We start from the raw sequence: 26,149 nt of genomic DNA, 5'->3' as shown, positions 1-26,149 counted from the left end.
GCCCTCAGACCATGCTGGAGGTGCGCCGGGGAGCGGCGCACCTCCGAGCGGCGTCGCGGCGGGAGTCAGTCTCCGAGCGCCCGGGCGGTCTCCTCGCGCAGGAGGCCGACGTAGTCGCGGGCCCAGGCCTCGATCGTGGCGCGGTCCCACAGGTCGGCCGAGTACTCGACGAAGCCCCGCAGTTCGTCCCCGGCGGGGACGAGACCGAAGGTGAGTTCCGTGCGGGACGCGGCGGGGGCGAGGTCCTCCACGGCCGTGGTCAGGCCGGGCAGTTCGACCTCCGCGTCCAGGGAGTTCTGGTACGCGAAGCCGACGTCCAGCCGGTCCGGCACCTCGACGCCCGTGTGCTCCCGCAGCGCGGGGGCGATGAGCCGCACCGGCATGGCCTGGTCCATGCACTCCACCGCCGTGCGGGCGATCCGGTCCGTCAGCGTGGTGAAGGAACCGGCGGTCCCGTCGCGCACCGGCAGAGCGAAGCCGGTGATCGTGCAGGCCAGCAGGGAATCGAACGCGCGGCGCTCGCGGTTGGCGTAGGAGATGTTGAACACGACGTCGGGCTGCCCGGACTGCTGAGCGAGCATCCGGCCCAGGGCCGCCGCCGTGACGACGAACGGCGTCGTGCCCCGCTGCCTCGCCAGTCGTTCCACGGCGGCCCGCACGCCGGCCGGCACGGTGAAGGTCACGGCCCCGCCCCGGCCGCTCGGTTTCTCGGGCCTGGGCCGGTCCAGGGGCAGGCCGACGGTGAACGGCACGCCGTCCAGTGCGCGCAGCCAGAACCGCAGTTTGCGTTCCTCGGCCTGCTCGTCGGCCTGGTCTCGCTGCCAGCGCGCGTAGGCCACCGGCTGGCACCGCACCGGCGGCAGGGCGTGGGGTTCGCCCCGCCGGGCAGCGCCGTAGAGCACGGCGAGTTCCTTCAGCAGCAGGCTGACGGACCATCCGTCGCAGGCGGAGTGGTGCAGGACGAGCAGCAGGACCCAGGTGCTGTCGCCGGTGCGCAGCAGGCGCAGGGTCATCGGCGTCCCGCGGGTGGGGTCGATCGGTGTCTCGGTGGCCTCGGCGCTCGCCTGGTCGAGGGCGGCCTGCCGCTCGTGCGCGGGCCGCGCGGTGAGGTCGTCGAGGGGCAGGTGCACCGGGCCGGGGCGCAGGACCTGCTGCTCCCAGCCGTCCACGCTGCGGGCCAGGCGGGTGCGCAACCCCTCGTGCCGCTCGACCAGTTGGGTCAGGGCCGTGCGCAGGGCCGGTACGTCGAGATTCCCGGTGAGGGTGATGCGCAGGGCGACGTTGAAGACCTGCGGCAGGAGGTGGTCGGCGTGCACCGTGGCGAAGCGGGCCTGCTGGGCGGTGGCGGGTGCGCGGCGTTCCACCGTGCCTGGGGCGTGGCCGGGCTCGGGCGCCGGGTCGGGCGTCGGGTCGCCGACCGCCTCGGCCAGTCGGGCCGTCATGGCCCGCAGGGTCGGCTCCTGGTAGAAGCTCAGCATCGGGTACTCGGTGCCGAACTCCTCCCGGGCCTGGTTGACCAGCCGCATCGCGGTGATCGAGTGGCCGCCCAGGTCGAAGAACGAGGTGTCGGCCGCGAGGGCGTCGGCGTCCAGGTCGAACTCGGCCGCCCACAGGGCGCGGACGCGCCGCTCGACGTCCGTGCGCGGGCCGGCCGTCGGCTCGCCGCCGGTGACGCCCGGCCGGTGGCTCGGTGCCGTGGTGACGAGGTCGGGGGCCGGGAGCGCGGAGCGGTCCAGTTTGCCGTTGCCCGTCACGGGCAGGGCGGGCAGGACCCGCCAGGCGCGCGGTACCAGGTACTCCGGCAGGCGGGCCGCCAGTTCCCCGGCCAGGAGGTCGGCGAACGTCCGCCGGTCGCCGGGCGCGGCGCCGATCGGGTCGGCGGGGACGGCGTAGGCCGCCAGATAGGCCTCGTCCTGGTGGTTGCGGTGGGCCAGGACGGCCGCCGCGCGCACGCCGTCCAGTGTGCCGAGGACGCGGGAGACCTCCTCCGGCTCGACCCGGAAGCCCCGGATCTTCACCTGGTCGTCGGCCCGGCCGCGGAACTCCAGCTTGCCGTCGCCGTTCCAGCGGACCAGGTCGCCGGTGCGGTACCTGCGGGCGTCCGGTCGGGCGCCGTCCGGGTCCGGCAGGAAGCGCTCCTCGGTCAGCCGGGGGCGGTGCAGATAGCCGAGGGCGACGCCGGGGCCGCCGACGTACAGCTCCCCCACCGTGCCGACGGGCACCGGGCTGCCGGAGGCGTCGAGCACGCTCAGCGTCACGTTGTCGGCCGGGCGCCCGATCGCGATCGGCTCGGCGGGCTCCTTCCCCTGCGGGGAGACGGTTTCCGTGGTGCACAGCACGGTGACCTCGGTGGGCCCGTACACGTTCACCGTCTCGTACGGCGCCTCCGGGCGCGGCCGGGTGCGCAGCACGTCGCCGCCGAGCAGCAGGTGACGCAGCGGCGGCTGGTCGGCCGGAGGCAGCCGCAGCACCTGCTCGCCGAGGGCGGTGGGCAGGATCGAGAAGGTGACGCCCTGCTCGGCGTACCACCGGGCCAGGCCGAGCGGGTCCCCGCGCAGCTCCTCGGCGGCGATCGCGACCGAGGCTCCGGCCGTCAGCGCCGGCCAGATCTCCAGCAGGGAGGCGTCGAAGCTCTGGCTGCACACCACGGCACTGCGGTCGGCCGGGGTGAAGGCGAAGCGGCGGTGCTGCCACGCGCACAGGTCGACGACCCCGCGGTGCGACACCACGACGCCCTTGGGGGTGCCGGTGCTGCCCGAGGTGTAGAGGACGCAGCACGGCGCCTGGTTGCCGGGGGTGGACTCGGCGCGGCGCGGCGCGGTCGCGTCCGGCCCCACGACGGTCACGTGCCCGGGCAGCTTCAGGGCTGCCGCCTCCTCGGGCGTCGACACCAGTGTCCGGGCCCCGCACTCGGTGATGACCTGCTCGGCCCGTGCCCGGCCGAGGGACGGGTCCAGCGGGACGTAGGCGCGGCCCGCCTTGAGCACGGCGAGCATGGCGACCACGAGGTCGGCGGAGCGGGGCAGCCACAGCGCCACCGGCTCGGCTCCGTCCGTCGCGTGCCGTTCCCCCAGTGCGGAGGCCAACCGCTCGGCGTGGTCGTCCAGTTCGCGGTAGGTCAGCCGGCGGTCGCCGCTGATCACCGCCGTGCTGTCGGGCTGCGCGGCGGCCCGCCGGGCGAAGAGGGCGTGGACGGTGGTGTCCGCGGGCGGGCGGGACGGGCCGTGCTGCCAGGACCTCGGCACGGGGTCGCCCTCGGCGGCTGTGCCGGCGGCCGGCGGGCCGAGCCGCGACAGGGGTGCCTCGGGAGCGTCGACCGCTGCCGCGAGCAGGTCCCGGAAGGTGGCGAAGAACCGGTCGACGGTGTGCCGGTCGAACAGGTCGGTGTTGTACTCCAGATGGCACCGGATGCCGTGCGGCTGGTCGGTGAAGTAGACGGTGAGGTCCGTCAGGGACTTGTCCGGGCCCGCGTCCAGCGGTGTGGCCTCGATCCCCGGCAGGTCGAAGCGGAACGGCTCGGCCCGCTGGAACTCGGCGAACGCCTGGAACACCGGTGTCCGGTCGACCGCCCTGGCCGGGGCCAGTTCGCGCACCACCGTTTCGAAGGGCACGCGCGCGTGGTCGTACGCGTCGAGAGCGACCGTGCGGACCCGGTCCAGCAGCGTGCCGAACGCGGGGTCGCCGGACAGGTCGAGCCGCAGGGCGAGCGTGTTCACGAAGAAGCCGAGCAGGTCCTCGGCGCCCTCGGGCCGGTCCGAGATCGGGGTGCCGACGATCAGGTCGGTCTGTCCGGTGACCCGGTGCAGCATCGCCGCGTATCCGGCGAGCAGGGTCATGAAGAGGGTGCTGCGGCGGGTGCGGCTCAGCTCGCGCAGCCGCCGGGAGAGTTCCGGGTCGAGGGTGTGGAAGACCGCCCGGCCGTGGGAGGTCATCGTCGCCGGGCGCGGCCGGTCGGTGGGCAGCGCGAGGACGGGCAGCTCACCGCCGAGGGTGGCGCGCCAGTACGCCAGGTCCTCCCCGGCCTCCCGGCTCCGCGCCGACGCCGCCAGCTCCCTGGCGTGGTCGGCGTAACTCCGGGTGAGGGCAGGCAGGGTGTGGGGAGTGCCGTCGCGTGCGGACCGGTAGAGGGCGGACAGGTCGCGGGCGAGGACCGTGGCGGAGGCGGCGTCGACCACGATGTGGTGCAGGGACAGCACGAGGACGTGCTCCGCCTCGGCCGTCCTGACCAGCCGGGTGACGAACAGCGGGCCGTCCGCCAGGTCGAAGCGGCGGGCGCTCTCGGCCGACAGGACGTCCCGCAGCGTGGTTCCGGCAGCGCCGGTGGCGTCCACGACCTCGAAGTCGGGTTCGGCGGACGCCCGCACCACCTGCCGGGGCTCGCCTCCCGTCTCCCGGAAGACCGTGCGCAGGCCCTCGTGCCGGGCGACGAGACCGCGCAGTGCCGCGCGCAGGGCGGGTAGGTCGAGGGGGCCGGCGAGACGGATCGCCTTGATCTCGTTGTAGGCGGTTCGCCCCGGCAGGAGGCGTTCCAGGAACCAGATGCGTTCCTGGCCGGGTGACAAGGGGGCGTCGGTGGGGACCGGTCGGACGGATGCGGGGCGCGGGGGTGTCGAGCCGGCGGTGGCCCGCCGGTCGTAGTGACGGCGCAGGGCGTCCAGGCGCGGCAGGCCCGTGCGCAGTTCGTCCGCCGCGACGCCGAAGTCGACGAGTGCCACGATCTCGTCGGCTCCCGCCGCGGTCACGGCGTCCACCACCGGACGGACACTGTCCGCCGTGCCGATCAGGGCGCGCTGGTCGCAGTAGCGGCCGTAGGCGCGGCGGAACAGCGTCTCCAGGTCGTCCTCGCTCAGGTCGGCCAGGTCGACGCTGTGCCCGAGGCTGCTGGTGACGCCACTGAACAGGGACAGGGACGCGCGCATGTAGCGGGACAGGGGCTCGTACGCCTCGGTGCGCGCGGTGTCGTGGTCGTCCGCGAGGTAGGTGTGCAGCAGGACCGCCACCCGCCCGGCCTCCGGGTCCAGGCCGTGCCGGGCCCGGGTGCTCCGGTAGCGGGCGATGTTCTCCCGGAGCTGTTCGACGGTCTGGGTCATCAGGTTGGTGACGACGCCCAGGTCGTGGCGGGCGGCCAGTTCGTACGAGGCGGGGTTGCCGACGACCGCGGTGTACAGGGGCGGAACGTCCTGCACGGGGCGGGGGAAGAGCCGCAGGTCGGCCTCGCCGTCGCCGGTGGTGCGGCGCAGGGCGTCACCGCGCCAGAACTGCCGTACCTCTTCCAGCTGTTCGTACATCAGCTCCTTGTGCCGGCCGAAACGGTCGGGGAAGAAGGCGAAGTCCTTGGAGCTCCAGCCGCTGGCGACGCCGATGCCTACGCGCCCGCCGGAGAGGTTGTCCACCATCGACCACTCCTCGGCGACCCGGATCGGGTCGTGGAGCGGCAGGACGACGGAGCCGGCGTTGAGGCGGACGCGCTCGGTCTCACGGGACAGCGCGGCGGCGAGGACCGCCGGGTTGGGGAAGAGGCCGCCGAAGGAGTGGAAGTGCCGCTCGGGCATCCAGAGTGCGTGGAAGTCGTGCCGGTCGGCGAACCGGGCGATCTCCATCAGGAGTTCGTACTGGCCGTGGCGGGGCGCGGGTTCGTCCTGCGGGTAGTCGCCGAAGAAGTAGACGCTGAAGTGGGTGGTGCGCGGGGCGGCTTCCTTCGCGGGCGCGGTGCGGGGCGCGGTGACCGCCGCGGCGTTCCAGGGCATGGCGGCCACGGGGGCCGGCTGCGACGCGGGAGCAGCCGCTTGCAGTCGCGGCCGTGCTTCCGGCTTCGGTGCCGGTTGTGGTTCCGGCTTCGCCGGCGCGGGCTTCGGCGCCACGATCGGCCCGCCCGGGAAGAACCCCGCCGACCGCAGCTCGCGCAGGGAGTCCCGTACGGCGTCCGCCACGAACTCGATGTCGCCGTCCGAATGGGCGGTGGACAGGAAGAAGTTGCGCCACTCCCAGACGTGTACGCCGCGCAGCATCAGGTGGTGGTAGAGCAGCTCCATGTCGGCGCGGTGCTCGAAGCGGAACTGGGAGCCGAAGTGGCTCATCCGCAGCGGGTACTCCTCGGCCTCGAAGAAGTCGTTGAGCGTCGCGGCCAGTTCGGCGGTGCGCGCGTTGAGCCGCTCCTGGAGGCGGGGGCTGTGCTCCTTGAGGTGGGTCAGTACGGCGCGGGCGGCGACCATCGACACCGGGTGCTGGATGTACGTACCGCCGAAGAAGGTGGTGTCGGCGGGCGGGTAGCTGTCGTCGCCGTAGGACCAGTGGCCGCCGTCGACGCCGTCCATGATGTCGGCGCGGCCGGCGATGGCGCCGATGGGGAAGCCGCCGCCGAGGAGCTTGCCGTAGGTGGCGAGGTCGGGGGTGACGCCGTACAGCTCCTGGGCGCCGCGCGGGGCCGGGCGGAAGCCGGTCAGCATCTCGTCGAAGAGCAGCACGATGCCGTGACGGCGGGTCAGTTCCCGCAGCCTGCGGACGAACTCGGCCGGCTGGAGCGAGGGGTGTCTGCTCTGGACCGGCTCCACGACGACCGCGGCGATGTCGCCGGCGTGCCGGGCGATCGTCTCCAGGACGGTGTCGCTGCCGTAGTCGAGGACCAGCAGATCGGAGACGGCGGCCTGGGGGATGCCCCGGGAGACGGGCACGGTGATGCGGTCGGGGCCACTGCCCGAGGAGCGGCCGAGGACGTTGTCGGCGTGGCCGTGGTAGGCGCCGAGGAAGGTGACGATCTTGTCGCGGCCGGTGGCGGCGCGGGCGAGGCGGATGGCCGCCGAGTTGGCCTCCGTGCCCGAGTTGGCGAAGGCCACGCGCTCCAGCCCGGTGAGGTCCGCGAGGAGTTCCGCCGCCTCACCGGTCTCGATGGTGCGGGGGCCCAGCTGGATGCCGCGGGACAGGTGCTCGCGTACGGCGTCGGTGACGAAGTCCGGCTCGTGGCCGAAGAGGAGGACGCCGAAGCCCATCGTGATGTCGACGTACTCGTTGCCGTCGACATCCTCCAGCCGTGCCCCGCTCGCCCTGCGGCCCGCGATCGGGTACAGCATCTCCTTGGTGGCGCTGCGGAAGCCGACGACGGCTCGGCTGTCGGCCAGGACGCGGCGGTAGCGCTGGGCGATCCGCTTGGAGGTCGGGGTGCGGGCGGTGTAGCGGCGGACGAGGTCGTCCAGGTGCTCCTGCTGGGAGTGCGGGGAGGCGTCCCGCACCATGCCGGAGGTCCGCGTGACCGACACCCGGGGGCCGTGGACGCGCGGCGGTTCCGGGGCGGGCGCGGCGGGTGTGCCCATCTGCTCGGCGATGCGCCGCGAGAGTTCGGTCATCGCCGCGAGGTCGCGGTCCAGTGCGGCGGATATGCCGTTCAGCCCGGTCACTTGACGGCCTTGCCGTTGAGCCGGTCCGTGACGGAGGCGGTCTGGAGCGCGAGCAGCTGGGAGAGCTGGGACATCATCTGGAGCTGTATCCGGGACATCTGCTGGATCTTGTGGGCGAGGTCCTCTAGCTCTTCTCGGGTCGCGTACTCGGGGAGGGGCGCGGGTGGGGTGGCCGCAGGCGCGGGAAGGGGCTCGGGAGCCGGTGCGGGTGGGGTTGCCGCGGGCGCGGGCGCGGGATCGGGGGTCCGTGCGGGTGCGGCGGTCCTGGGCGTGACGGGCTCGGCCGGCTCGGTCCGCTCCCCCGCGGGTTCGGCCGGTGCCGTTCCGGTCGTGTCCGGCATACGGGCCACGATGAACTCGGCGAGCCGCTGCGGCGTGCCCGTCTCCTCGAACAGCTGCCGCATCGTCACCCTGACCTGGTGCTGCTGCTCCAGTTCCCGCAGCACACTGATCATCTGGAGCGAGTCGGCGCCGAGATCGAAGAAGTTCGCGTCGCCGGCGATCGCCGACGGATCCGCGCCGAGGTGCCGGGCGGTCGCCTCGACGATGGTGTGCCGTACCCGTGCGACCGCTGCTTCCTGCTGAACCACTACGGTTCCCTTTCTCGCTGGTGTTCCCGTGCTGAGGACCGCCGGCTCGGGCCCGGTCCAGTGGTCCTGGTGCTGGAACCGGTATCCGGGCAGCGGGACGCGTCTGCCGCCGCTGCCGGCCAGGAGCGGTTCCCAGGCCAGGTCCGCTCCCGCGCAGTGCAGGGCCCCGGCGGCGCCCCAGAGGGTGCCGAGTCCGGTGCCGCGCCGCAGGGACGGCAGCGCCCGTACGTCGGGCAGGGCCCGGCGGGCCAGGCCGCTGAGGGTGGTGTGCGGCCCGATCTCGAGCAGGATGTCGGGCCGCTGTCCGCCGATGCCGCGCAACGCCTCGTCGAAGCGGACGGGCTCGCGGGTGTGCCGGAGGAGGTGGTCCGTGTCCGGGATCCAGCCGGGCGGGCGGACCGCGCCGTCCAGTGCACTGACGAACGGGATCCCGACGGGGCGGAATTCGACGTCGTCGAGGACTTTCCGGAACTCCTCCAGCATCGGTTCCATCAGGGCGGTGTGGAAGGCGCGGGTCACCGGCAGCCGCTGCCCCGGTGTGCCGCGTTCCTCCAGCAGGGCGCACGCCCGGTCGACGGCGGCGACGGGCCCGGCGAGCACCTGGGCGCGGTCCCCGTTGCTGACGGCCGGTTCCAGTCCGGGCACCTCGGCGGCCAGGGCGAGGGCCGCCGCCCGGTCGAGCGGCGCGGCCACCATCGCGCCCGGCGCACAGCGCCGCCACATCAGCCGGCCGCGTGCGGTGGTGAGGCGCACGCCGTCCTGGAGCGACAGGGCTCCGGCCGCGTACAGCGCGGCGTACTCCCCGACGCTGTGCCCGGTCACGGCGTGCGGCTCGACGCCGGTTTCGTGCCAGAGCCGGACGAGGGCGCACTGCAGGGCGAACAGCGCGGGCTGCGCGGTGTCCGTGTCCCGGAGGGGCCCTTCCTCCGTGGTCAGGGCGGCGAGCAGCGAGTCGCCGGTGAGGTCGCGGTGGTGGTGGTCGCACGCGTCGAGTACGGCGGGGAAACGCGCGTAGAGAGCGGCGGCCATGCCGGGGTACTGGCTGCCCTGCCCGGTGAACTGGAACGCCACGCGCGGGGTGCCCTCCCCCGGCGCCGTCCCTGTGGTCACCGCTGTCCGGGCGGTTCCGGCGAGCCAGGCGTCGAGGGCGTCGGCGAGGGCCGCGGGGGTGGTGCCGCGGGCCGCGAGGCGGTGGCTGCCGTGGACGCGGCCGAGGGCGGCCGTGGTGACCAGGTCGGCCGGGTGCGGTGCGGGCAGCCGGCGTAACCGGTCGCGGAAGGCGCGGGCGTTGTCCGCGAGGGCCCCCGGGGTGCTTCCCGAGACCAGCAGGACGTCCGGCGGGGCGGCCGTGCCGCTCCTGGGCGCCGGTTCGGGGGCCTGTTCCAGGATCAGGTGGACGTTGGTGCCGCCGACGCCGAGGGAAGTGAGGCCCGCGCGGCGCGGCAGGTCGCTCTCGGGCCAGGGGCGGGCGGTGCGGGTGATGTAGAAGGGGCTGTGGTCGAGGTCGATGAAGGGGTTGGGTTCGCTGAAGTTCGCCATCGGCGGGAGCACACCGTGGCGCAGCACCAGCAGGGTCTTGACCAGGCCGGCCAGTCCCGAAGCGGCGTCGAGATGGCCGAGGTTGGCCTTGGTGGAGCCGAGGGCGCAGTAGCCCACGCGGTCGGTGTCCTCGCGGTAGGCGCCGGCCGCCCCGACGAACTCGATCGGGTCGCCCTTGAGGGTGCCGGTGCCGTGGGTCTCCAGGTAGCCGATGGTCTCGGCGCCGACGCCGGCGCGTCGCAGGGCCTGCCGGATGGCCGTGCGCTGGCCCTCGGCGCTCGGGGCGCTGAACGCCGCCTTCCCGGCGCCGTCGTTGGCGATGCCCCAGCCGCGGACGACCCCGTGCACGCTGTCGCCGTCGGCGACGGCCCGGGCCAGCCGCTTGAGTACGACGGCCAGGACGCCCGTGCCTCCCACGGTCCCGTCGGCGCCGGCGTCGAAGGGCCGGACGCGGCCGGACCTGGACAGGATCGAACCCTTGACGTGGCGGTAGCCGAGAACCTGCGGGACGTGGACGGCGGTGGCGCCGACGAGGGCGATGTCGCAGTCGCCCATGAGCAGCGACTGCGCGGCCGTCTGCACGCCGACCAGGGAACTGGAGCAGCCCGTCTGGATGTTGACGGCGGGGCCGGTCAGGCCCAGCCGGTAGGCGACACGGGTGGCGGTGAAGTCGGCGTAGTTGCCGATGATCGTCTCCATGCCCGTCGTCCAGTCGGTCGGGGGCCGGCTGGGCAGGACGTTGTTCAGGAGGTAGCTCTGCAGGGTGTACAGGTGGTATCCGGTGCTGGCGTAGACGCCGATACGGGTGCCGTCCCGTTCCCCGGGGTAGCCGGCGTTCTCCAGGGCGTGCTGGGCGCATTCGAGGAACATGCGCTGCTGCGGGTCGGTGATCCGGGCCTCGCCCGGGCTCATCGCGAAGTGCCGGGCGTCGAAGCCGGCGAGATCGCCCAGGATGCCGGAGGCGCCGACGAAGTCGTCCGCCCCGTACTCCTCTGCGGGGATCCCCGCGGCGGCCAGTTCCTCGTCGGTGAAGCGGGTGACGCAGTCGGTGCCGTCCCGGATGACGCGCCAGAAGTCCTCGGGCGTGTCGGCGCCGGGCAGCCGGAACGCCATGCCGATGACGGCCATCCGCGGGTCCGGATCGCTGGTGGGCATCAGCCGCGTCCCTCCGTCACCGTCGGCCGGTCGGGGCCGGCCGGTTCCGCAGCGGGCGGGGCGGGTGTTCTCCTGCCCCGGGCGGCCAGCAGCAGGAGCAGGGCCGCGCACAGGGCGATGGCGAGGCCGTGGAAGGCGGCCACCACCTGCAGCGGCGAGAAGCGCTCCAGGAGTGCGCCGCTGACGAGCATGCCGAGGCCGAAGCCGGTGTTCTCGGCCGAGGCGGAGAGCCCGAAGAGGCGGCCGCGCTGGTCGTCGGGGGCGGTCTGGAGCCTCGACACGTAGACGATCTCGGTGAAGCCGTCGGCGGCTCCGGCGACGAGCGCGGCGATGACGGCGGGCACGGTCGGTAGCCCGCAGAAGACCACGATGAACCCGGCCGACATCACACAGGCGCCGAGCGCGAACGCCCGCTCCCCCGGTGTCCGCCCGGTCTTGGCGGTGACCCGGCCGATCACCTGCTGGGCGACGATGTTGCCGATGGCCCAGGTGGCCCAGAACTGGCTGATGAAGGTGGCCGGGTGGTCGGGATCCAGGCTGCTGGAGTAGAGGGGCAGGGCGACGTTGTGGGAGGAGGACCCCAGCCCGTCCACCGCCCGGACGGCGATCATCGCCATCAGCAGCGGGGCCGTGCCGAGCAGCATCCGGGCCGTCCAGCGGGCGGCGCCGGAGGCCTTCGCGGAGCCGTCGTCCGCGGGGTCCCCGGCCGCCCGGGTGCGGACGGGGAGGAGGAACAGCACGGTCGCGGAGACCAGGAACGTCGCGGCGTCCAGGGCGAACGCGGCGGAGTAGCCGAGCTCCGCCACGACCACGCCCGAGGAGGCGAATCCGGCGATCATGGCGAGCGAACGTCCGGTCACCAGCAGCCCGTTGGCCCGGACCCGGTGCTCCGCTCCGACGATCTCGGGGACGCTGCTGCGCAGGGCCACCTGGGAGAGCGTGGAACAGCCGCCCGTGACCACGGCCAGGGCGTACAGCAGCCCGACGCGCGCCCCGTCCAGGGCGAGCAGCAGTGTCAGCAGTGCCACGGCCTGGCACAGGTCGGCGCCGACCATCAGGCGCTTGCGGTCGTGGACCGAGACGAGCCGCCCGCTCACCCAGCCGGAGACGACGCTGGTGCCCAGCCGTACGGCCATGAACAGGCCGGCGGCGAGCGCGCTGCCGGTGGCGTCGTAGACGAAGACGTTCAGCGCCACCATGTTCAGGTAACTGCCGTACGCCGAGATGCCGTTGCCCAGGACGAGCAGACGGAAGTACCTCATGCGCCTTCCCCCGGTCTGCATGAGGGGTGCGCGTTCCCCCCGGTACGCCGCCGGAACGGCGGCCATTGGTCCGTCACCCAAGCAGAACCGAACAGACGTGTTCAAGACTCGGAAGTGGTCCAGACGACTTCCGGTCTTGTTTTGGCGCTTTCGGAGCGACCGGCCAACCCGTCGCGGGCGCTCAGCGTCGCGGGTCCGCGTCGTTCGCCGCCTCGATGACACGGTCGAGTGCCGCCAGGACCGGTGCCACGCCGTCCTCCTCGGCGAGGTGGCGGGCCAGTTCCCGGGCGCGGTCGCGGTGGCCGGGGTCGCTCACGGCGCGGCGCAGGGCGGGGGCGAGTGCCTCGGCGGTGAGGCGGCGGAGGGGCACGGCGCAGGGCGCGACACCCAGCGCGACCAGACGGGCCGCCCAGAAACCGGCGTCGAACTGCACGGGCACCGGGACGGTGGGCACACCGGCGCGCAGGGCGGCGGCGGTGGTACCGGCTCCGGCGTGATGGACCACGGCGGCCATCCGGGGGAACAGCAGCGAGTGCGGCACGTCGCCGACCGTGAGCACCTCGTCGGTGCATGCGGTCAGCCCCGCCCAGCCCCGCTGCACGACACCGCGCAGTCCCGCCGTGCGCAGGGCGCGCACGATCTCGCCGCTGAGCCGCTCCGGGTCCGGCACGGTGGCACTGCCCAGCCCGACGAAGACCGGGGCGGGCCCGGCGGCGAGGAACTCCTCCACGTCCGCGGGCAGTTCGCGGGTGTCGTACGGCCACCAGTAGCCGGCCATCTCCAGTCCGGGTCGCCAGTCCCGGGGCCGGGGCACCACCCGCTCGCTGAACCCGTGCAGCACCGGCCACCGGGCCCGCTCATGGGCCCGGCGGCTCGCGGCCGGGCCGGGCGGGGTCAGGCCGTGCCGGGTGCGCAGCCGGCGCATGGCCTGGGTGAAGATCCGGTCGAGGGCGGTGGTGACGGCCAGTCCGCCCAGGTGGTTGCCCACCGGGCCGAGCGAGCGTCCGCCGAGCATGGGTGCGCCGAACTCCCGCGTCGGATGCTGGGGTTGGAGGAACAGGCCCAGGCTGGGCAGCTTCAGTCCCTCGGCGATGGCGCGGCCCAGGGGTGCCACGGCACCGGCGGCCAGGACGACGTCCGCGGCGCGGGCCGCCTCGACCAGGGCGTCGGTCATCTCCTCGGCCGCGGACCGGGCCATCGACGCCGCGCGCAGCAGTTTGCCGAGCCCCGTGGTGCTGGCGTGCAGGCTGCGGCCGCGGTCGGAGTGGGACAGGGCGTGCGGGTCGACCGGGGTCGGGTGGAACCGCACCCCGCAGCCGGCGGCGAGCGACTCGAACAGGCCGTGTGTGGCGAGCGTGACCTCATGCCCGCTCCGTACCAGCCCCGCACCCAACCCGGTGTACGGCGCGACGTCGCCGCGCGACCCCGCCGTCATGATCACCACCCGCATGCGTCCCAGTGTGGACCGCCCGGGCGGCCGACACGCTGGGTACGGCGATACGTGGACGAAAATCGCCGGTGCAGGTGAGGGCAGGCCGGTTCCGCTTACGGCGGGTCGGGCGCCGGGCCCGCGTCCAGCGCTTCGAGGAGGCCGGCGGCGGCTCGGCTCACGCGGGACGAGGCGTCCGCGGTGAGGGCGGTCAGCCTGGCGCGCGCTTCCTCGTCGCCGGGCGGCAGCGCTCCGGTGGCCTCCACCCAGCGCGCGAGGCCGTGGACGGCCTGGTAGCGGACCGCCTCGTCCGGGTCGTCCAGACCGCGCAGGAAACGCCGCACGTCGCGCCGGGCTTGCTCGTCGGTCGGGTCGTCCGCGTCGAGCAGAGACAGCGCGGCGGCCCGGACCTCGCCGGACCGGGTGTGGTCCGCGAGGCGCCGTACGGCGGGGAGCGCCTGGGCGAGGCCGGACAGCGCGTTGCGGGTGCGCCAGATGTGCTTCGCGTCGATCTCCAGATGGGCGGCCAGGGCCCAGGCCACCGGATGGCGCTCCCAGAGGCGCAGTCCGTTCTCGACGCATGCGTCGAGTCCGTCGAGCGCGCCCGCGCGCAGGTCGTCGTCGGGGTCGTCCAGCAGGGGCAGCAGGAACCACACCGCGTCCCAACGGCCTCCGGCCCCGATGGCCGTGGCGCAGGCGGCCCGGGTCGGGGTGGGCAGCGTCTCGTCGTCCAGCGCCGTGCGCAGGCGTGCGGCGGCCGTATCCGTGTCCACGCCGCCCAGGGCACCCGCGGCCGACGGCCCGGCGACGGGATCCCGCAGCCATCGCACCGCCGGTTCGGTGACGCGCTCGTCGCCCCGTTCGCCGAGGCCGCGCAGCAGTCGCGCGGCGACCTCGGGGTCCCGCTCGTTGCGCAAGGCCGCGGCCAGTCTGTCCTGTACCTGTCGTTGTTCCACGTGGAACAGCCGGCGGGCGACCGCGATGCGTACCGCGGGAGAGGGATCGTGCAGGCCGGTGAGCAGCGAGTCGAGGAGGTGCTCGGTGCAGCGCGCCGGCAGCCGGTCCAGGGCCCGCGCGCGGGCGGTGCCCGTGCCCTGGCGGGCGGTGCGGATCACCTCGGCCCGTACGGCCTCGTCGGCGGCGCACTGGTGGATCAGGCTCCGGGCCCGTCCCCACACGCGCGAATCGGGGTCGCCGAGGAGGCCGACCAGGGCGGCCGCGTCCCCGGGCGCGCCCAGCGCGGCCAGCCCCTCCAGGGCGTTGATCCGCACGGGGCGGTCCGGGTCGGACAGCAGCCGGGCGAAGGCCCGGGTGACCGCGGGTCCCCGGAGTCCCAGCCGGGTGGCGGCGACCGCCGCCCTGCTGCGTACGCCCGGATCCTCGTCGCTCATCAGCAGCGGCAGCACCTCGCCGCCCGCCTCCGGGTCCCCGAGCCGGCCCAGCCCCAGGGCGGCTGCCGCGCGCACCGAGGGCGCGGGGTCGTCGGCCGCCGCGGCGAGAACGGGGGCGTGCTCGGCCCGGCCCGTCCTCCCCAGTCCTTTCAGCGCCGCGGCGCGCCGCGCGGGATCCGGCGCCGCCGACTCGCGCAGGAAGAAAGCGATCTGATGGTCCGCCCCCATGGCCACCTCCAGAAGGGAAGACCTCCGAGCGACGCGAAGGTTGCTCCCGGGTCCAGGAGATGCCAGTCAGGGGCGTCGACAAACGACATCCGGTGGGCGGTTGACTCCCTGAGGTGTCGGAGGGTGCCTCGCCGGCCTGCTATGCGGGGGGTGCCGGAAGGATGATCCCCGCCTGCTCGGCGTGGAGTTCGGAGCGGACGAGTTCCAGGAGGCGGCCGGTCCAGTTCCGGCCGCGGCCTCCCCGGTCGCCCCAGTAGTCGGAGTCCGAGTCGTCGTAGACGAGTGTCGCGTCGGCCGTGTCCAGGAGGACCCGGGCGAGAGCCGGGTGCTGGGTGTACTTGGCCCTCAGCAGGGAGGTCATGACCGCGGTCCGGGCCTGTTCCCAGCCGTCGCGCCGGGGGACGCCGGCGGCCGCGTCGCGGGCGGCGAACGTCGTCTCCGCTTCCCGGACGGCGGTCCGGGCGCCGGGGTCGGCGGTGGAGAGGGCCCAGTACGCGTGTGTGACCGTGGGGTAGGTGGCGCCGTCGACCAGCAAGGGCGCGGGGAACTCGTTGCGCAGGGCCTTGGTGCCCGGGTCGTCCGAGGGCCTGAGGGGGTAGCTCTGGTAAAGGTGGATCGCGGGGGCGGTGGGGGTCGCGGGGCCGTCCGCCGGGACGCGTGCGGGGCGTTCGGCCAGCCACTTCGCCCGGTCCTCGAAGTAGGCGACCGCTTCGTCGTACTCCTCCTGCGTGACCGGTTCGTCGGGCAGGTCCTCCAGGTGTCCGCCGGGTCCGGTCACCAGGACCTGGAGCGGCTCGTCCTTGCGGTCCATGTCGCCGAGGGCGTAGAGGCGTCGGGTCTCCGGGATGGCGTGGTAGGCGGCGCGGGCGGTGGCCCGGTTCTCCTCGGTCCGATCGGCGAGGAACACGTCGACGGCGGCCAGGCACCGGTCCGTCGAGTCCGGGCGCCCGTTGAGCTCGTCGATGGTGTCGCGGATCTCGGCGAGCAGCAGTTCGGGGGTGTACCGGGTGCGCGGCTCGCCGAACCGCCAGGAGGCCAGCTGGTGGCCGGACGCCCGGGCGCCGTCCGGGAGTTCGGTGGCGACCCAGCCGCACCGCAGCTTCTCCTCGAACTCCTCCAGGGTGACCAGGCCCCAGCAGTCGATCAGCCCGTCCGCATAGATGAACAGGTCGGTCAGGAAGTAGTCGCCGTTGCGGATGAAGGCGTGGCGCCAGGTTCCGGGGACGCGAACGCCGTCCGCCGTGCGGTAGGTGATCCGGTTGCCGATCATTCCGGCATTGTGCCGTAACCGCTGGTCAGCGCAACGGGTTTACCGTCGCCGCGGATCGTCGTAGGCATGGCCGGAGCCGGGTCCTCCGCCGGTGGTGCGGCGCAGGACCCGGCTCCCGGTCGGGCGGTGGATCAGGACGACTGGGCGCTCTGGTACAGGTTCTGCGCGTCGGCGCCGAAGTACGGGCCGTACATGGCGTTGGGCAGGAAGTTGTACTTGAAGCTGTTGACCGAGGACTGGAGCCCGGTCCCGGTCGCCTCGTTGAACTGGGTGAACCACGGGCCTCCGCTGGAGCCGCCGGTCATGTCGCAGGTCAGACCGTGGTCGCTGGAGAGCAGGAAGTCCCGGTAGGTGGTGCCGCTGCAGTAGATGAACTTCGAGCCGTCGTACGGCGCGGCGGCCGGGAAGCCGAAGGCGTACATGGCCTTGTTGTAGCCGGAGTTGAAGGCGAGCCCCTGGCCGCCGACGACATCGGTCAGCTTCTTTCCGTCGAGCGGGGCGACCACGGCCGCGCCGACGTCGTAGTTGATGTCCTCACTGGCCGTCCACTGCGGCGTGGACAGGGTCTTGGACGCCGTCCACGTGCCGTACGGGGCCTGCCCGTCGTGGTAGCCGGGCACGAACACCCAGTTGGTGTGCCAGGCCCCCTGCATCTTCACGCAGTGCCCGGCGGTGAGCACGGTGCTCTTGTTGGCGCTGGTGACGGCGTTGCCGGAGCAGGAGGCGGTGCGGCCCTGGTAGGTGAAGAACACCCGGCCCGCGGTCTTGACCACCGCTCCCCCGCCGGACCAGGGTCCGCCACTGTGGGGAATCGCCAGGGGTCCCACGGCGGAGGCGGCGGCGCTGGGAGCGATGACGGTCGCCTTGCCCTTGCGCGGTGCCGACGCCCGCACGTCGGAGCGGTCGACGGACAGGACGTCGAGCGGGGTGGCCTCGCGCATCCGCTGCGGGGTCCAGAAGGCGCGGGCGCGTTCCTGCGCCGAGGGTGCCATCGCTCCCGGTTCGGGCGCGGCGCTCGCCGGTGCGGCGGTGACGCCGGTCGCCAGCAGGGCGGCGATGCCGGCGAGTGCGCCGAGGACGGTGCGGCGCACGGGCGCGCCGCGGCGGGACGAGCGGAGGCTACGGGGTCTGCCTATCACGCGGTCTCCTTCTGCTGTGGGGGCCGGGCGGAGGGTCCGTCCGCCCGGTCAGGCAGGGGTGTCGCTGCGGACAGCCAGAGGGCAGCGTGCCACCAGGAGACCGATATGGACAGGTGCATGTCACCACGATGGCCGAAACGTCACACGCTCTTCGCGTGGGGCACACGCGGGCACGGAAGAACCCGGCCTCCATGGTGGAGGCCGGGTCCGGGACGGAGGAGCTGCGTGCGGGTCAGAGGGCGGGGCCGGTGCCGCCCGGCCGGATGCGTCCGCGCCAGGCGCCGGACTCGTCTCCGCGCTCCTCGATGTACTGCTTGAAGCGCTTCATGTCGCCCTTGATCCGCCGGTCGATCGTGCCGATCATGTCCGCGGCCTTCTCCACCGCTCCGCTGGGCTCGACGTCCATCACGAGCTCGACCCGGGTGTGGGTGTCGTCCACGCGCTCGAAGCGGACGGAGCCCCTCTGGTTGGTGTCTCCGCTGGTCGTGCGCCACGTGACCCGCTCGTCGGGCAGCTGGTCGACGATCTCCGTGTCGAACTCGCGCCGTACTCCGCCGATCTTGGTGGTCCAGTGGTTGTGGCGGTCGTCGAGCTGCCTGACCTCCTCGACGCCTTCCATGAAGTTCGGGAACTCCTCGAACTGGGTCCACTGGTTGTAGGCGGTGTGCAGCGGGACGTCGACTTCCACGGTTTCCTTGACGGTGCTCATCTGTATGCCTCCGTTTTCTCTGATCGACTGCGGGAGGCCCATCGGCCCACACACAGGTCCGGGCTCGGTGCGACGAGTACCCGGCATGCCGCGGTTGCCACATGGGATCTGATCAGTGGCGTGTACCACGTACCGGCGGCGCCGGCGGGCCTTCTTCCGGCGGACCGTGCCGTTCCGTCGGGTCGGGGTGTGGGAGGGCCGTGAGCTGATCGCCGTAACCGGTACGGGACGCGGCGCGGGGCAGGCGGCGGGGGCGGCGGTCCCGGCCGTCTCCGAGTGGAAACCGTGGCCGAGTTCGGGGGCCGGGCCGTGGTCGTGGCGGGAGTTGTGGCCGCGGCCCTGTTCGGCCGCGCGCTGCGGGCGTCCTGGCTGGTGCACGCCGACGGCTCCCGCGTGGTGCGGCCGACGGACCCGGGGCGGGAGGCCTTCCGGCGGCAGCTGGGTCTGGCGGAAGAGCTGCTCGCGACGGGCTGAGCAACGCCTCCGCCGGCCCGGCCCGCCGGGATCAGAACCGGTCGTGCTGCTGCTGCGGCTGCCCGTGCGCCTGGCCGCCCGCGCCCTGCGCCTGCAGCTGCTCGGCCTGCTCCTTGGTCAGCTTCTGTTCCGCGCCGCAGAAGGTGCACTGCGTCTGGTACTTCGTCGAGATCGGGAACAGCGGCACGAAGAACAGCGTGAACTTCGTGACGCGTTTCCTGAGCGTGTGCGCGGCGGGGTTGCCGCACTGGCCGCACACCAGCGTCAGTATCGCCAGCTGGTACAGGTAGCCCTTGGTGCCAAAAATGATCACGTGTCGGTCCTTCCCGGGTCGGATCTTTCTCCAGTGTCCTGTATCGCGGCGTCCGATGCGCGCGCCCCTCGTTCGTGTGGAGAGCCCGGCGGCGTGTGGTCCGGGCGGGTGACAGCGGACCGGGGGGCGTCCGGCACGCGGATACGGTTCCGCGGTGACCTCGATCTCACCCGAAACGCAGTCCGTGCACACCGACGACCTGGTCTCCCTCGTCCTCCTGTCCTGGCGGGGCACGACCCCCGACGGGGACGTCCCCTACCTCCTGGCCTGCTCCCTCGGAGACGGCGCGAACGGTCCGGAGGCCACGGCGAAGGCCATCGAGCAGCTGCTGGCCGGCGTCGGGCTCCCCGTGGGCGAAGGCCTCGTCCACGCGACCCAGCGGCCGAGTCTGCCGGTGAGTCTGCTCGTCGTGCCCGGGTCGGCCGTCCTCACCGTGCGGCACCTCAAGTGGCAGTTCGTCCCGCCGGAGACCTGGATGAAGGCCGTGGCCGAACTCGGGTACGTCTACCTCATCTTCGCCACCCGCCCGTGGCCGGAGGGCGCCGAACCCGGGGACCTCGAGACGCTGGCCGCCTTCACCTCCGACGAGGACGTGCTCACGTCGGCGGCGCACGTCGTGCTGCCCGCCCGCAGCCTGCGCGGCTGACGCCCGTACGGCCCGGGCCACGTGACGGTGGCCCGGGCCGTGCCGTGCCGGTGCTCAGTCGGACAGGGCCGCCAGCACCACGGACTTGGCCTCCTCCTGCACCTGCCGGAGGTGGTCGGGGCCGCGGAACGACTCGGCGTAGATCTTGTAGACGTCCTCGGTGCCCGAAGGGCGGGCCGCGAACCAGGCGTCGGCCGTGGTCACCTTGATGCCGCCGATGGGCGCGCCGTTGCCCGGGGCCTCGGTGAGCACCGCGGTGACCGCGTCCCCGGCCAGGGTGTCCGCGCTGACCTGGGCCGGGGAGAGCCTGGCGAGCAGGGCCTTCTCCTCGCGGGACGCCGGGGCGTCGATCCGGGCGTAGGCCGGCTCGCCGAAGCGGGCGGTCAGCGCGGCGTAGTGCTCCGACGGGGTCTTCCCGGTGACCGCGGTGATCTCGGAGGCGAGCAGCGCCAGGATGATGCCGTCCTTGTCGGTGGTCCACACCGAGCCGTCCCGGCGCAGGAAGGACGCCCCGGCCGACTCCTCCCCGCCGAAGCCGATGGTGCCGCCGGCCAGCCCGTCGACGAACCACTTGAACCCGACGGGCACCTCGACCAGGTCGCGGCCCAGGTCGGCGGCGACCCGGTCGATCATGGCGGAGGACACCAGGGTCTTGCCGACGCCGGTGCCGGCCGGCCAGCGGTCGCGGTGGGAGTACAGATAGGAGATGGCGACGGCGAGGTAGTGGTTGGGGTTCATCAGGCCCGCGTCCGGGGTGACGATGCCGTGCCGGTCGGCGTCGGCGTCGTTGCCGGTGGCGATCCGGAAGCGGTCGCGCTGCCCGATGAGCGAGGCCATCGCGTACGGCGACGAGCAGTCCATGCGAATCTTGCCGTCCCAGTCCAGCGTCATGAACCGCCAGGTGGGGTCGGTGTGCGGGTTGACCACGGTGAGGTCGATGCCGTGCTGTTCCGCGATGCGGCCCCAGTAGGCGACGGACGCGCCGCCCAGCGGGTCCGCCCCGATGCGCACCCCGGCCGCGCGGATCGCGTCCAGGTCGAGGACGCCGGGCAGGTCGGCGACGTAGGTGCCCAGGAAGTCGTAGCGGCCGGTGGTGGGTGCGGCGAGGGCCCGGGCGTAGGGGATGCGCCGTACGTCCTTCAGGCCGCCCCGGATGATCTCGTTCGCCCGGTCCTGGATCCAGGAGGTCGCGTCGGAGGCGGCGGGGCCGCCGCTGGGCGGGTTGTACTTGAACCCGCCGTCGGCGGGCGGGTTGTGGGAGGGGGTGACCACGACGCCGTCCGCGAGGCCGGTGGTGCGGCCGCGGTTGTGGGCGAGGATGGCGTGCGAGACGGCCGGGGTCGGCGTGTAGCCGTCCGCCTCGTCGATCAGTACCGTCACCTCGTTGGCGGCGAACACCTCCAGGGCGGTGACCCGCGCGGGCTCCGACAGGGCGTGGGTGTCGGCGCCCAGGAAGAGGGGCCCGTCGGTGCCCTGGCCAGCCCGGTACTCGCAGATGGCCTGGCTGGTCGCGGCGATGTGGTCGTCGTTGAACGCGCTCGCCTGCGATGATCCGCGGTGTCCGGAGGTCCCGAACGCCACGCGCTGCCCCGGGTCGTCCGGGTCGGGGTGGAGCGCGTAGTACGCGGTGACCAGCCGGGCGACATCGACGAGATCCTCGGGACCGGCCGGACTGCCCGCTCGCTCGTACTGCATGGGCCCGCTCCTCCGCATGGGTTGATCCTTCGTGTGCGCTCTCATCCTTCCTCGTCACAGCGGTGACGCGCGAGGGGGCGGCGCCGCGGAGGCCGGAGGTGTGGGCCGCGCCACGAAGACGGAGGTGTCGCACCGCGAGAGGGCGGCGCTACGGACCACCGGGACACCCGGTGGTGCGCCGCGCCGCCTGCTCCCCTCGTGGCCGGCACGCCGGACGTGCCGGCCGCGGTCAGATCCGCCCGCCGGTGAGCCGGGTGAGCGGGCCGTGCGTGCCGCGTTCCGCGCGGCGCCCCACGGCGTACGAGGCGGCGCTCAGGGCGGTGATGCCGGCTCCGACGCCCGCGGCGACGAGCTTGCGCTGGGCGATGACCGTCCAGGCGGTCCTGGCCGTGGCCGCGACCTGGCCCGAGGCGGCGACGACCGCCTGGCGGCCCGCCTCGACGCTCCGGGCCGCCGTCTGCGCGGCCGCCTTCGCCGTCTCGGCCGAGCGGTCGACGCCGGACGTGACCGCTGACGCCGCGTCATCGGCCTTGCCCGCCGCGCGCTTCGCGGCCTGGGACGCCGGCGCGGTCGCCTTGTCCGCCGTGCGGCGGGCCTTGGACTCCGTCGTCCGTATGGTGGTCGGCTTCTGATTCGTGCGCTTGTTCTCTTCAGTCATGGACACCGACTTGCCCCTGGCTCCGGCGGCAAACACGTTCGGTCGCGCGCCGACCGGGCGGGCGCGTGCCTGAGCAGGTCGTCGCAGGGGTAGGCGAGCTAATGACAGAACGACGTCAGGAAACGAAGGAAGGTACGTCATGGCCGGATTGCTGAATCGCATCAAGCAGTTCGCACGCAGCCCGCAGGGGCGGCGGGCGGCCGAGCAGGCACGGCGGGCGGCGGCCGACCCCCGCAAGCGCGCCCAGGCCCAGCGCCTGCTCGGCAGGCTCCGCGGCCGCCGCTGACGGGACCGCACCGCCCGCATCACGATGCGCCCGGAAAACCAACTCCTCGGCCACCCGCGTGTGTTCATGCCAGGCATGGGCACTTGGGTCGCACCACACACCTGAGAGGAGCTGGTCCGATGGGCAGGGCAGGCAACGGCAGGAAGGTCTGTGCCTTAGGCGTCGCCGGAGTCCTGGCGGGAACGGTGCTGGCCGGCTGCGGCGACGACAAGGGCGACGGGGCTCGGGGTTCCGCCACGCAGGGCGGCGCGCAGGAGCAGGGCACGCGGGCGGTGCGCTCGGCCTACGACAGGACGGCCGAGGAGGACACCGCCCGGGTGAAGCTGCGGGTGCGGACCTCCGCGCAGGGCGCCTCGGCGACCGCGGACGGGCAGGGCGTGGTGGACCTGGACGACGGCGACAGCGTCCTGACGGTCACGGCGCAGGGGCAGCGGATCGAGCAGCGCGTGGTCGACCAGGTCCTGTACCAGAAGATGCCGAAGGGGCAGGCGCCGGGCGGCAAGCCGTGGATCAGGATCGACCTGGGCAAGGTCGCCGCGCAGCAGGGGTCCGGCGGCCAGTCCGTGAGCGACCCGGCGCAGTCCGCGGCGTTCGCCAAGGCGATCACCGACAAGGACGTGACGGAGAAGGGCACGGCCACCGTCGACGGCGTCGAGACCACGCACTACCGCGTCTCCGTCGACGTCGCCGAGCTTCCGAACGGCGACGCCCTGCGCCGGCAGGTCGGTCCGACTCTGCCGATGGACGTGTGGCTCGACGAGCAGGGCCGTATGCGCCGGCAGCAGTTCGACATGACCCTCGATCCCGCGGCGTCGACACAGCGGTCCGCCGAAGCGTCGTCCTCGCCGCGGAAGGTCACGGTGCGCACGCTCATGGAGTTCACCGACTTCGGCACCGAGGTGGAGGCGGAGGCGCCCCCGGCCGGGCAGGTCACCGACATGACCGGCAAGGCCCTGGAGCAGGGCAGGCAGGGCAAGGGCCAGTCCTGACCCGGGCTCACCTCGCGCGCCCGCCGCGCAGCCGCCGTACGAGGTCGTCCGCGGCCTCCGGCCAGGCAGGACGGTCGAAGGTGAAGCCCGCCTCCAGGAGGCGGCCGGGGACGACACGGCGGCTCTTCAGCAGCAGTTCGGTGTCCGAGCGCAGGACGAAGGCGCCCGCCTCGGCCATCCAGCGCGTGGCGGGCAGGCCCACCGGCACACCCCACGCGGCGCGCAGGGCGCGCATGAAGGCGCGGTGCGGCAGGGGCTCGGGAGCGGCGAGGTTGACCGGGCCGTCGAGGTCGTCCCGGGCGACGAGGAACTCCACCGCCCGGACGAAGTCCTGGTCGTGGATCCACGACACGTACTGCGCTCCGCCGGCCACCGGGCCGCCGAGGCCGAGCCGGGCCAGCCGCAGCAGGACGTCGAAGACGCCGCCCCGGTCGGGGCTCATCACCATGGCGGCGCGTAGGGCCACCTTCCGGGTGTGCGGGGTGTCGGCCTCCTCCTGTGCGCGCTCCCAGGCCTTGGCGATGTCGACGCTGTAGGCCCAGTAGCCGGGGACGTCGGGCTCGGCTCCGCCGATCACACCGGTGGCCTCGTCGTGGGGCGCGTCGAAGCGGTGGGCGTAGACGGTCGCGGTGCTCATCTGGAGCCAGACCCGAGGCGGCCGGGCGGTCGTGGCAATCGCCTCGCCCACGGCCCGGGCGGAGTGGACCCGCGAGTCCATCATCTCCCTGAGGTTGGCCGGGGTGTAGCGGCAGTTCACGCTGCGGCCGGCCAGGTTGACGACGACGTCGCTGCCGTCGATCTCCTTCGTCCAGGGGCCCGGGGTCGCGCCGTCCCAGTGCACTTCGCCCTGCCGTCCCGGGCGTCTGCTGAGCACCACGACGTCATGTCCCGCCGCGCTCAGCGCGCGCTTCAGGACCGTGCCGACCTGGCCGGTCCCGCCGGGTATCACGATCTTCATGAAGGCCTCCCCCTCGACGTGTGAGAGCGACCCTAGCCCATATTTGAACGCGTTCAAAACATCCGGGAGGGGCGGGGGCTCGGACGGGGCGGACGTGCCGTCGGGCAAGATGGGGCCATGAGCGTAGTCAAGATCAACGTACTGACCGTGCCCGCCGAGCAGCGGGAGACGCTGGAGAAGCGGTTCGCCTCCCGCGCGCACACCGTGGAGGGCTCCGACGGGTTCGAGTGGTTCGAGCTCCTCCGCCCGGTGGAGGGCACCGACACCTACCTCGTCTACACCCGGTGGCGCGACGAGGAGTCGTTCCAGGCCTGGATGGAAGGGCCGATGAAGGCCGCGCACCAGGGCGGCGGCGAGGGCGGCGAGCGGCCCAGGCCCGCGGCGAGCGACTCGACCCTCTGGTCCTTCGAGGTCGTGCAGCAGGCGGGGCCGAAGGGCGCGTAGCGCCCGGCGGCGCACATGCGAGGTCCCCCCTGCGCGGAACGGCAGGGGGGACCTCGTGTGCGGTGCTCAGGAACGCCAGGAACGGGAGGGTGCGGCGGTACGGCTCACGGCGGCCGCCAGTTTGCGCAGCCGGCGCCAGTCCAGGCGCGGCGGCGCCTCGGGGACCCCGGGCCGGTCACGGGGCACCCGGACGCGCAGGGCCCGGCGCGCGATGCGGCAGTGGACGGGGGCGGGCAGGGTGAGCGCCTCGCCGTCGAGGCCGACCTCCAGGTGCGGTGCGTCGGCGTGGACGACGACGTGCTGGGCGGTGAGCACCGTGAGCCCCTCCGGGCGCGGGGACAGCAGGAGTTCGGCCGCTTCCACGGCACTGTCCACGCGGACGGCGAGCACGCCCAGCCGCCCGGAGTTGAGCCGCTCGCGCCGGCCGAAGCCGAACGGGTCGTCCATGCGGTAGGGGTTGTTGCTCACGAGGACGGCCTGCGGGTCGGCGATCGTCGTACCGTCGGCGCTCGCGGTCAGACGCGGGCCGCGCTGCCGGGTGAGCAGCTCGGGCAGCCGCTCCAGGGCCGCGCCCACCTTGTCCTCGCGGTAGCCGGGGCTCTGGACGACGGCCCCGTAGACGCCGAAGGACGCGTTGTTGACGAACGGGCGGTCGTCGGCGAACCCGAGGTCGACCCGGAGTTCGACGCCGTCGGTCAGGGCGTCGAGGCACCGGGACGGGTCGTCCCGGTCCAGCCCCAGGTCCATGGCGAAGTGGTTGCGCGTGCCGGCCGCGATGACGAGGAACGGCAGCCCGTGTTCCGCCGCGACGGCGGCGACCAGGGCCTGGGTGCCGTCGCCGCCCGCGACGCCCAGGAGGTCGGCCCCGTCGGCCACGGCGTCCCGGGCGAGGGCGGTGACGTCCTGGCGCTGCTCCGGGTCGAGCAGGACGACCCGGGCGCCCAGTGCCTCGGCCTTCTCCTTCAGGGCGAACTTCTCGACCTTGCCGCCGCCGGAGCGCGGGTTGAGCAGGAGGAAGGGGCGCTGCGGCGGCGGAGTGCGGTACTCCTTGACCCGGACCGGCCGCAGGCCGGTGCTGCGCAGGGCGTAGCGGCCGCTCCAGACCGCCGCGCACCACAGCAGCAGGGACAGGAAGACCACCCAGAGCAGGTTCGCGGTCGCGAAGAGGGTGATGAGGCAGACGGGCGCGGCGACGGCCAGCGCGGCCGCCGCCATCCGCACCGGTCCGCGCCGGGACAGGACCCACCAGAGCGCGGCCGCGGTCAGGGCCAGTCCCGCCAGGCCGGCCACGAGCAGCAGCAGCCCCGCCAGACCGCCGGCGACGAGGGGCAGCAACGCGGCCGAAGCGGCTGCGGCCAGGGCTCCCCTGGCGGCCCATCTCTGCCGGCGGTGATACCACTCGCTCATCGCCGATCCCATCTCGTCCCTCCGCTCGAAGGCAGGCGCGGGCGGACCCGTGAGGCCCCGCCCGGCCGTGTGCCATGGTGCCCGCCCATGGACCGGCCCGGCCACCGCCATCCCTGATGGCTCCCCCGTCGGCGAGCACGTCAGACGTGAAGATCCCCCGGGGCGGAGCCACCGGT

General features: G+C 73.6%; 18 protein-coding genes. 5 read left to right on the top strand and 13 right to left on the bottom strand.

Annotated elements, in window-relative coordinates; translation table 11 throughout:
- Positions 1 to 65 precede the first annotated feature (65 nt).
- The 8 genes from IE255_RS34110 to IE255_RS34075 all read right to left on the bottom strand — a co-directional run bounded on the left by IE255_RS34110 (position 66) and on the right by IE255_RS34075 (position 18,103).
- A complete protein-coding gene (locus tag IE255_RS34110; RefSeq protein ID WP_190054308.1) occupies positions 66 to 7,340 on the bottom strand; it encodes a non-ribosomal peptide synthetase in 7,275 nt (2,424 codons plus the stop codon).
- 47 nt (positions 7,341 to 7,387) lie between these two features.
- The gene (locus IE255_RS34105) at positions 7,388 to 10,675 is read right to left on the bottom strand and encodes a type I polyketide synthase (RefSeq protein WP_190054277.1); all 3,288 of its coding nucleotides are present in this window, start codon (positions 10,673 to 10,675) and stop codon (positions 7,388 to 7,390) included.
- Positions 10,675 to 11,937, bottom strand: coding sequence for an MFS transporter (locus tag IE255_RS34100; protein ID WP_190054276.1), 1,263 nt, complete (start codon positions 11,935 to 11,937; stop codon positions 10,675 to 10,677). The genes IE255_RS34105 and IE255_RS34100 overlap by 1 nt, the downstream gene beginning before the upstream one ends.
- A 181-nt stretch (positions 11,938 to 12,118) precedes the next feature.
- Entirely contained in the window at positions 12,119 to 13,387 is a 1,269-nt protein-coding gene (locus tag IE255_RS34095; RefSeq protein ID WP_190054275.1) for a glycosyltransferase, read from the bottom strand.
- Positions 13,388 to 13,482: 95 nt separating this feature from the next.
- Positions 13,483 to 14,985 (bottom strand): HEAT repeat domain-containing protein, encoded by a 1,503-nt coding sequence (locus IE255_RS34090; RefSeq protein ID WP_190054274.1) that lies wholly within the window; start codon positions 14,983 to 14,985, stop codon positions 13,483 to 13,485.
- A 139-nt stretch (positions 14,986 to 15,124) separates the two neighbouring features.
- The gene (locus IE255_RS34085) at positions 15,125 to 16,255 is read right to left on the bottom strand and encodes an NADAR family protein (protein WP_190054273.1); all 1,131 of its coding nucleotides are present in this window, start codon (positions 16,253 to 16,255) and stop codon (positions 15,125 to 15,127) included.
- 131 nt (positions 16,256 to 16,386) lie between these two features.
- Positions 16,387 to 17,394 (bottom strand): trypsin-like serine peptidase, encoded by a 1,008-nt coding sequence (locus IE255_RS34080; RefSeq protein WP_229906707.1) that lies wholly within the window; start codon positions 17,392 to 17,394, stop codon positions 16,387 to 16,389.
- Positions 17,395 to 17,626: 232 nt separating this feature from the next.
- Positions 17,627 to 18,103: an SRPBCC family protein gene (locus tag IE255_RS34075; RefSeq protein ID WP_190054272.1), complete on the bottom strand. Its 477-nt coding sequence runs from the start codon at positions 18,101 to 18,103 to the stop codon at positions 17,627 to 17,629.
- Between the two features lie 285 nt (positions 18,104 to 18,388).
- On the opposite strand from IE255_RS34075, the gene IE255_RS40040 reads away from it, so the two are divergent.
- Positions 18,389 to 18,577, top strand: a complete 189-nt coding sequence (locus IE255_RS40040) for a hypothetical protein (RefSeq protein ID WP_190054271.1) — start codon at positions 18,389 to 18,391, stop codon at positions 18,575 to 18,577.
- Between the two features lie 31 nt (positions 18,578 to 18,608).
- Here IE255_RS40040 and IE255_RS34065 read toward each other — a convergent pair whose 3' ends face one another.
- Positions 18,609 to 18,890, bottom strand: coding sequence for a zinc-ribbon domain-containing protein (locus IE255_RS34065; protein WP_190054270.1), 282 nt, complete (start codon positions 18,888 to 18,890; stop codon positions 18,609 to 18,611).
- A gap of 154 nt (positions 18,891 to 19,044) precedes the next feature.
- Between IE255_RS34065 and IE255_RS34060 the strand changes: the two genes are divergently transcribed.
- Positions 19,045 to 19,536 carry a DUF5949 family protein gene (locus tag IE255_RS34060; protein ID WP_190054269.1) on the top strand — a complete coding sequence of 164 codons (492 nt, stop codon included), beginning with the start codon at positions 19,045 to 19,047 and terminating at the stop codon, positions 19,534 to 19,536.
- Between the two features lie 54 nt (positions 19,537 to 19,590).
- Here the strand turns inward: IE255_RS34060 and pgm are convergent, their stop codons facing one another.
- A complete protein-coding gene (gene pgm / locus IE255_RS34055; RefSeq protein WP_190054268.1) occupies positions 19,591 to 21,231 on the bottom strand; it encodes a phosphoglucomutase (alpha-D-glucose-1,6-bisphosphate-dependent) in 1,641 nt (546 codons plus the stop codon).
- Positions 21,232 to 21,460: 229 nt separating this feature from the next.
- Complete coding sequence (locus IE255_RS34050) at positions 21,461 to 21,889, bottom strand: hypothetical protein (RefSeq protein WP_190054267.1); 429 nt, start codon at positions 21,887 to 21,889, stop codon at positions 21,461 to 21,463.
- Positions 21,890 to 22,028: 139 nt separating this feature from the next.
- Between IE255_RS34050 and IE255_RS34045 the strand changes: the two genes are divergently transcribed.
- Both IE255_RS34045 and IE255_RS34040 read left to right on the top strand, forming a co-directional pair.
- Positions 22,029 to 22,175 carry a hypothetical protein gene (locus IE255_RS34045; RefSeq protein WP_190054266.1) on the top strand — a complete coding sequence of 49 codons (147 nt, stop codon included), beginning with the start codon at positions 22,029 to 22,031 and terminating at the stop codon, positions 22,173 to 22,175.
- Positions 22,176 to 22,294: 119 nt separating this feature from the next.
- Entirely contained in the window at positions 22,295 to 23,164 is an 870-nt protein-coding gene (locus tag IE255_RS34040; protein WP_190054265.1) for an SCO4651 family lipoprotein, read from the top strand.
- Positions 23,165 to 23,171: 7 nt separating this feature from the next.
- Here IE255_RS34040 and IE255_RS34035 read toward each other — a convergent pair whose 3' ends face one another.
- Positions 23,172 to 24,122 (bottom strand): TIGR01777 family oxidoreductase, encoded by a 951-nt coding sequence (locus IE255_RS34035; protein ID WP_190054264.1) that lies wholly within the window; start codon positions 24,120 to 24,122, stop codon positions 23,172 to 23,174.
- Positions 24,123 to 24,239: 117 nt separating this feature from the next.
- Between IE255_RS34035 and IE255_RS34030 the strand changes: the two genes are divergently transcribed.
- Positions 24,240 to 24,566 carry an antibiotic biosynthesis monooxygenase family protein gene (locus IE255_RS34030; protein ID WP_190054263.1) on the top strand — a complete coding sequence of 109 codons (327 nt, stop codon included), beginning with the start codon at positions 24,240 to 24,242 and terminating at the stop codon, positions 24,564 to 24,566.
- 66 nt (positions 24,567 to 24,632) lie between these two features.
- On the opposite strand, the gene IE255_RS34025 is transcribed toward IE255_RS34030, so the two are convergent.
- A complete protein-coding gene (locus IE255_RS34025) occupies positions 24,633 to 25,985 on the bottom strand; it encodes a diacylglycerol/lipid kinase family protein (RefSeq protein WP_190054262.1) in 1,353 nt (450 codons plus the stop codon).
- Between the last annotated feature and the right edge of the window lie 164 nt (positions 25,986 to 26,149).

The sequence above is a fragment of the Streptomyces lomondensis genome (genome assembly GCF_014651035.1).
Taxonomy (GTDB): domain Bacteria; phylum Actinomycetota; class Actinomycetes; order Streptomycetales; family Streptomycetaceae; genus Streptomyces; species Streptomyces lomondensis.
This window is presented reverse-complemented; position numbering and strand designations above follow the sequence as displayed.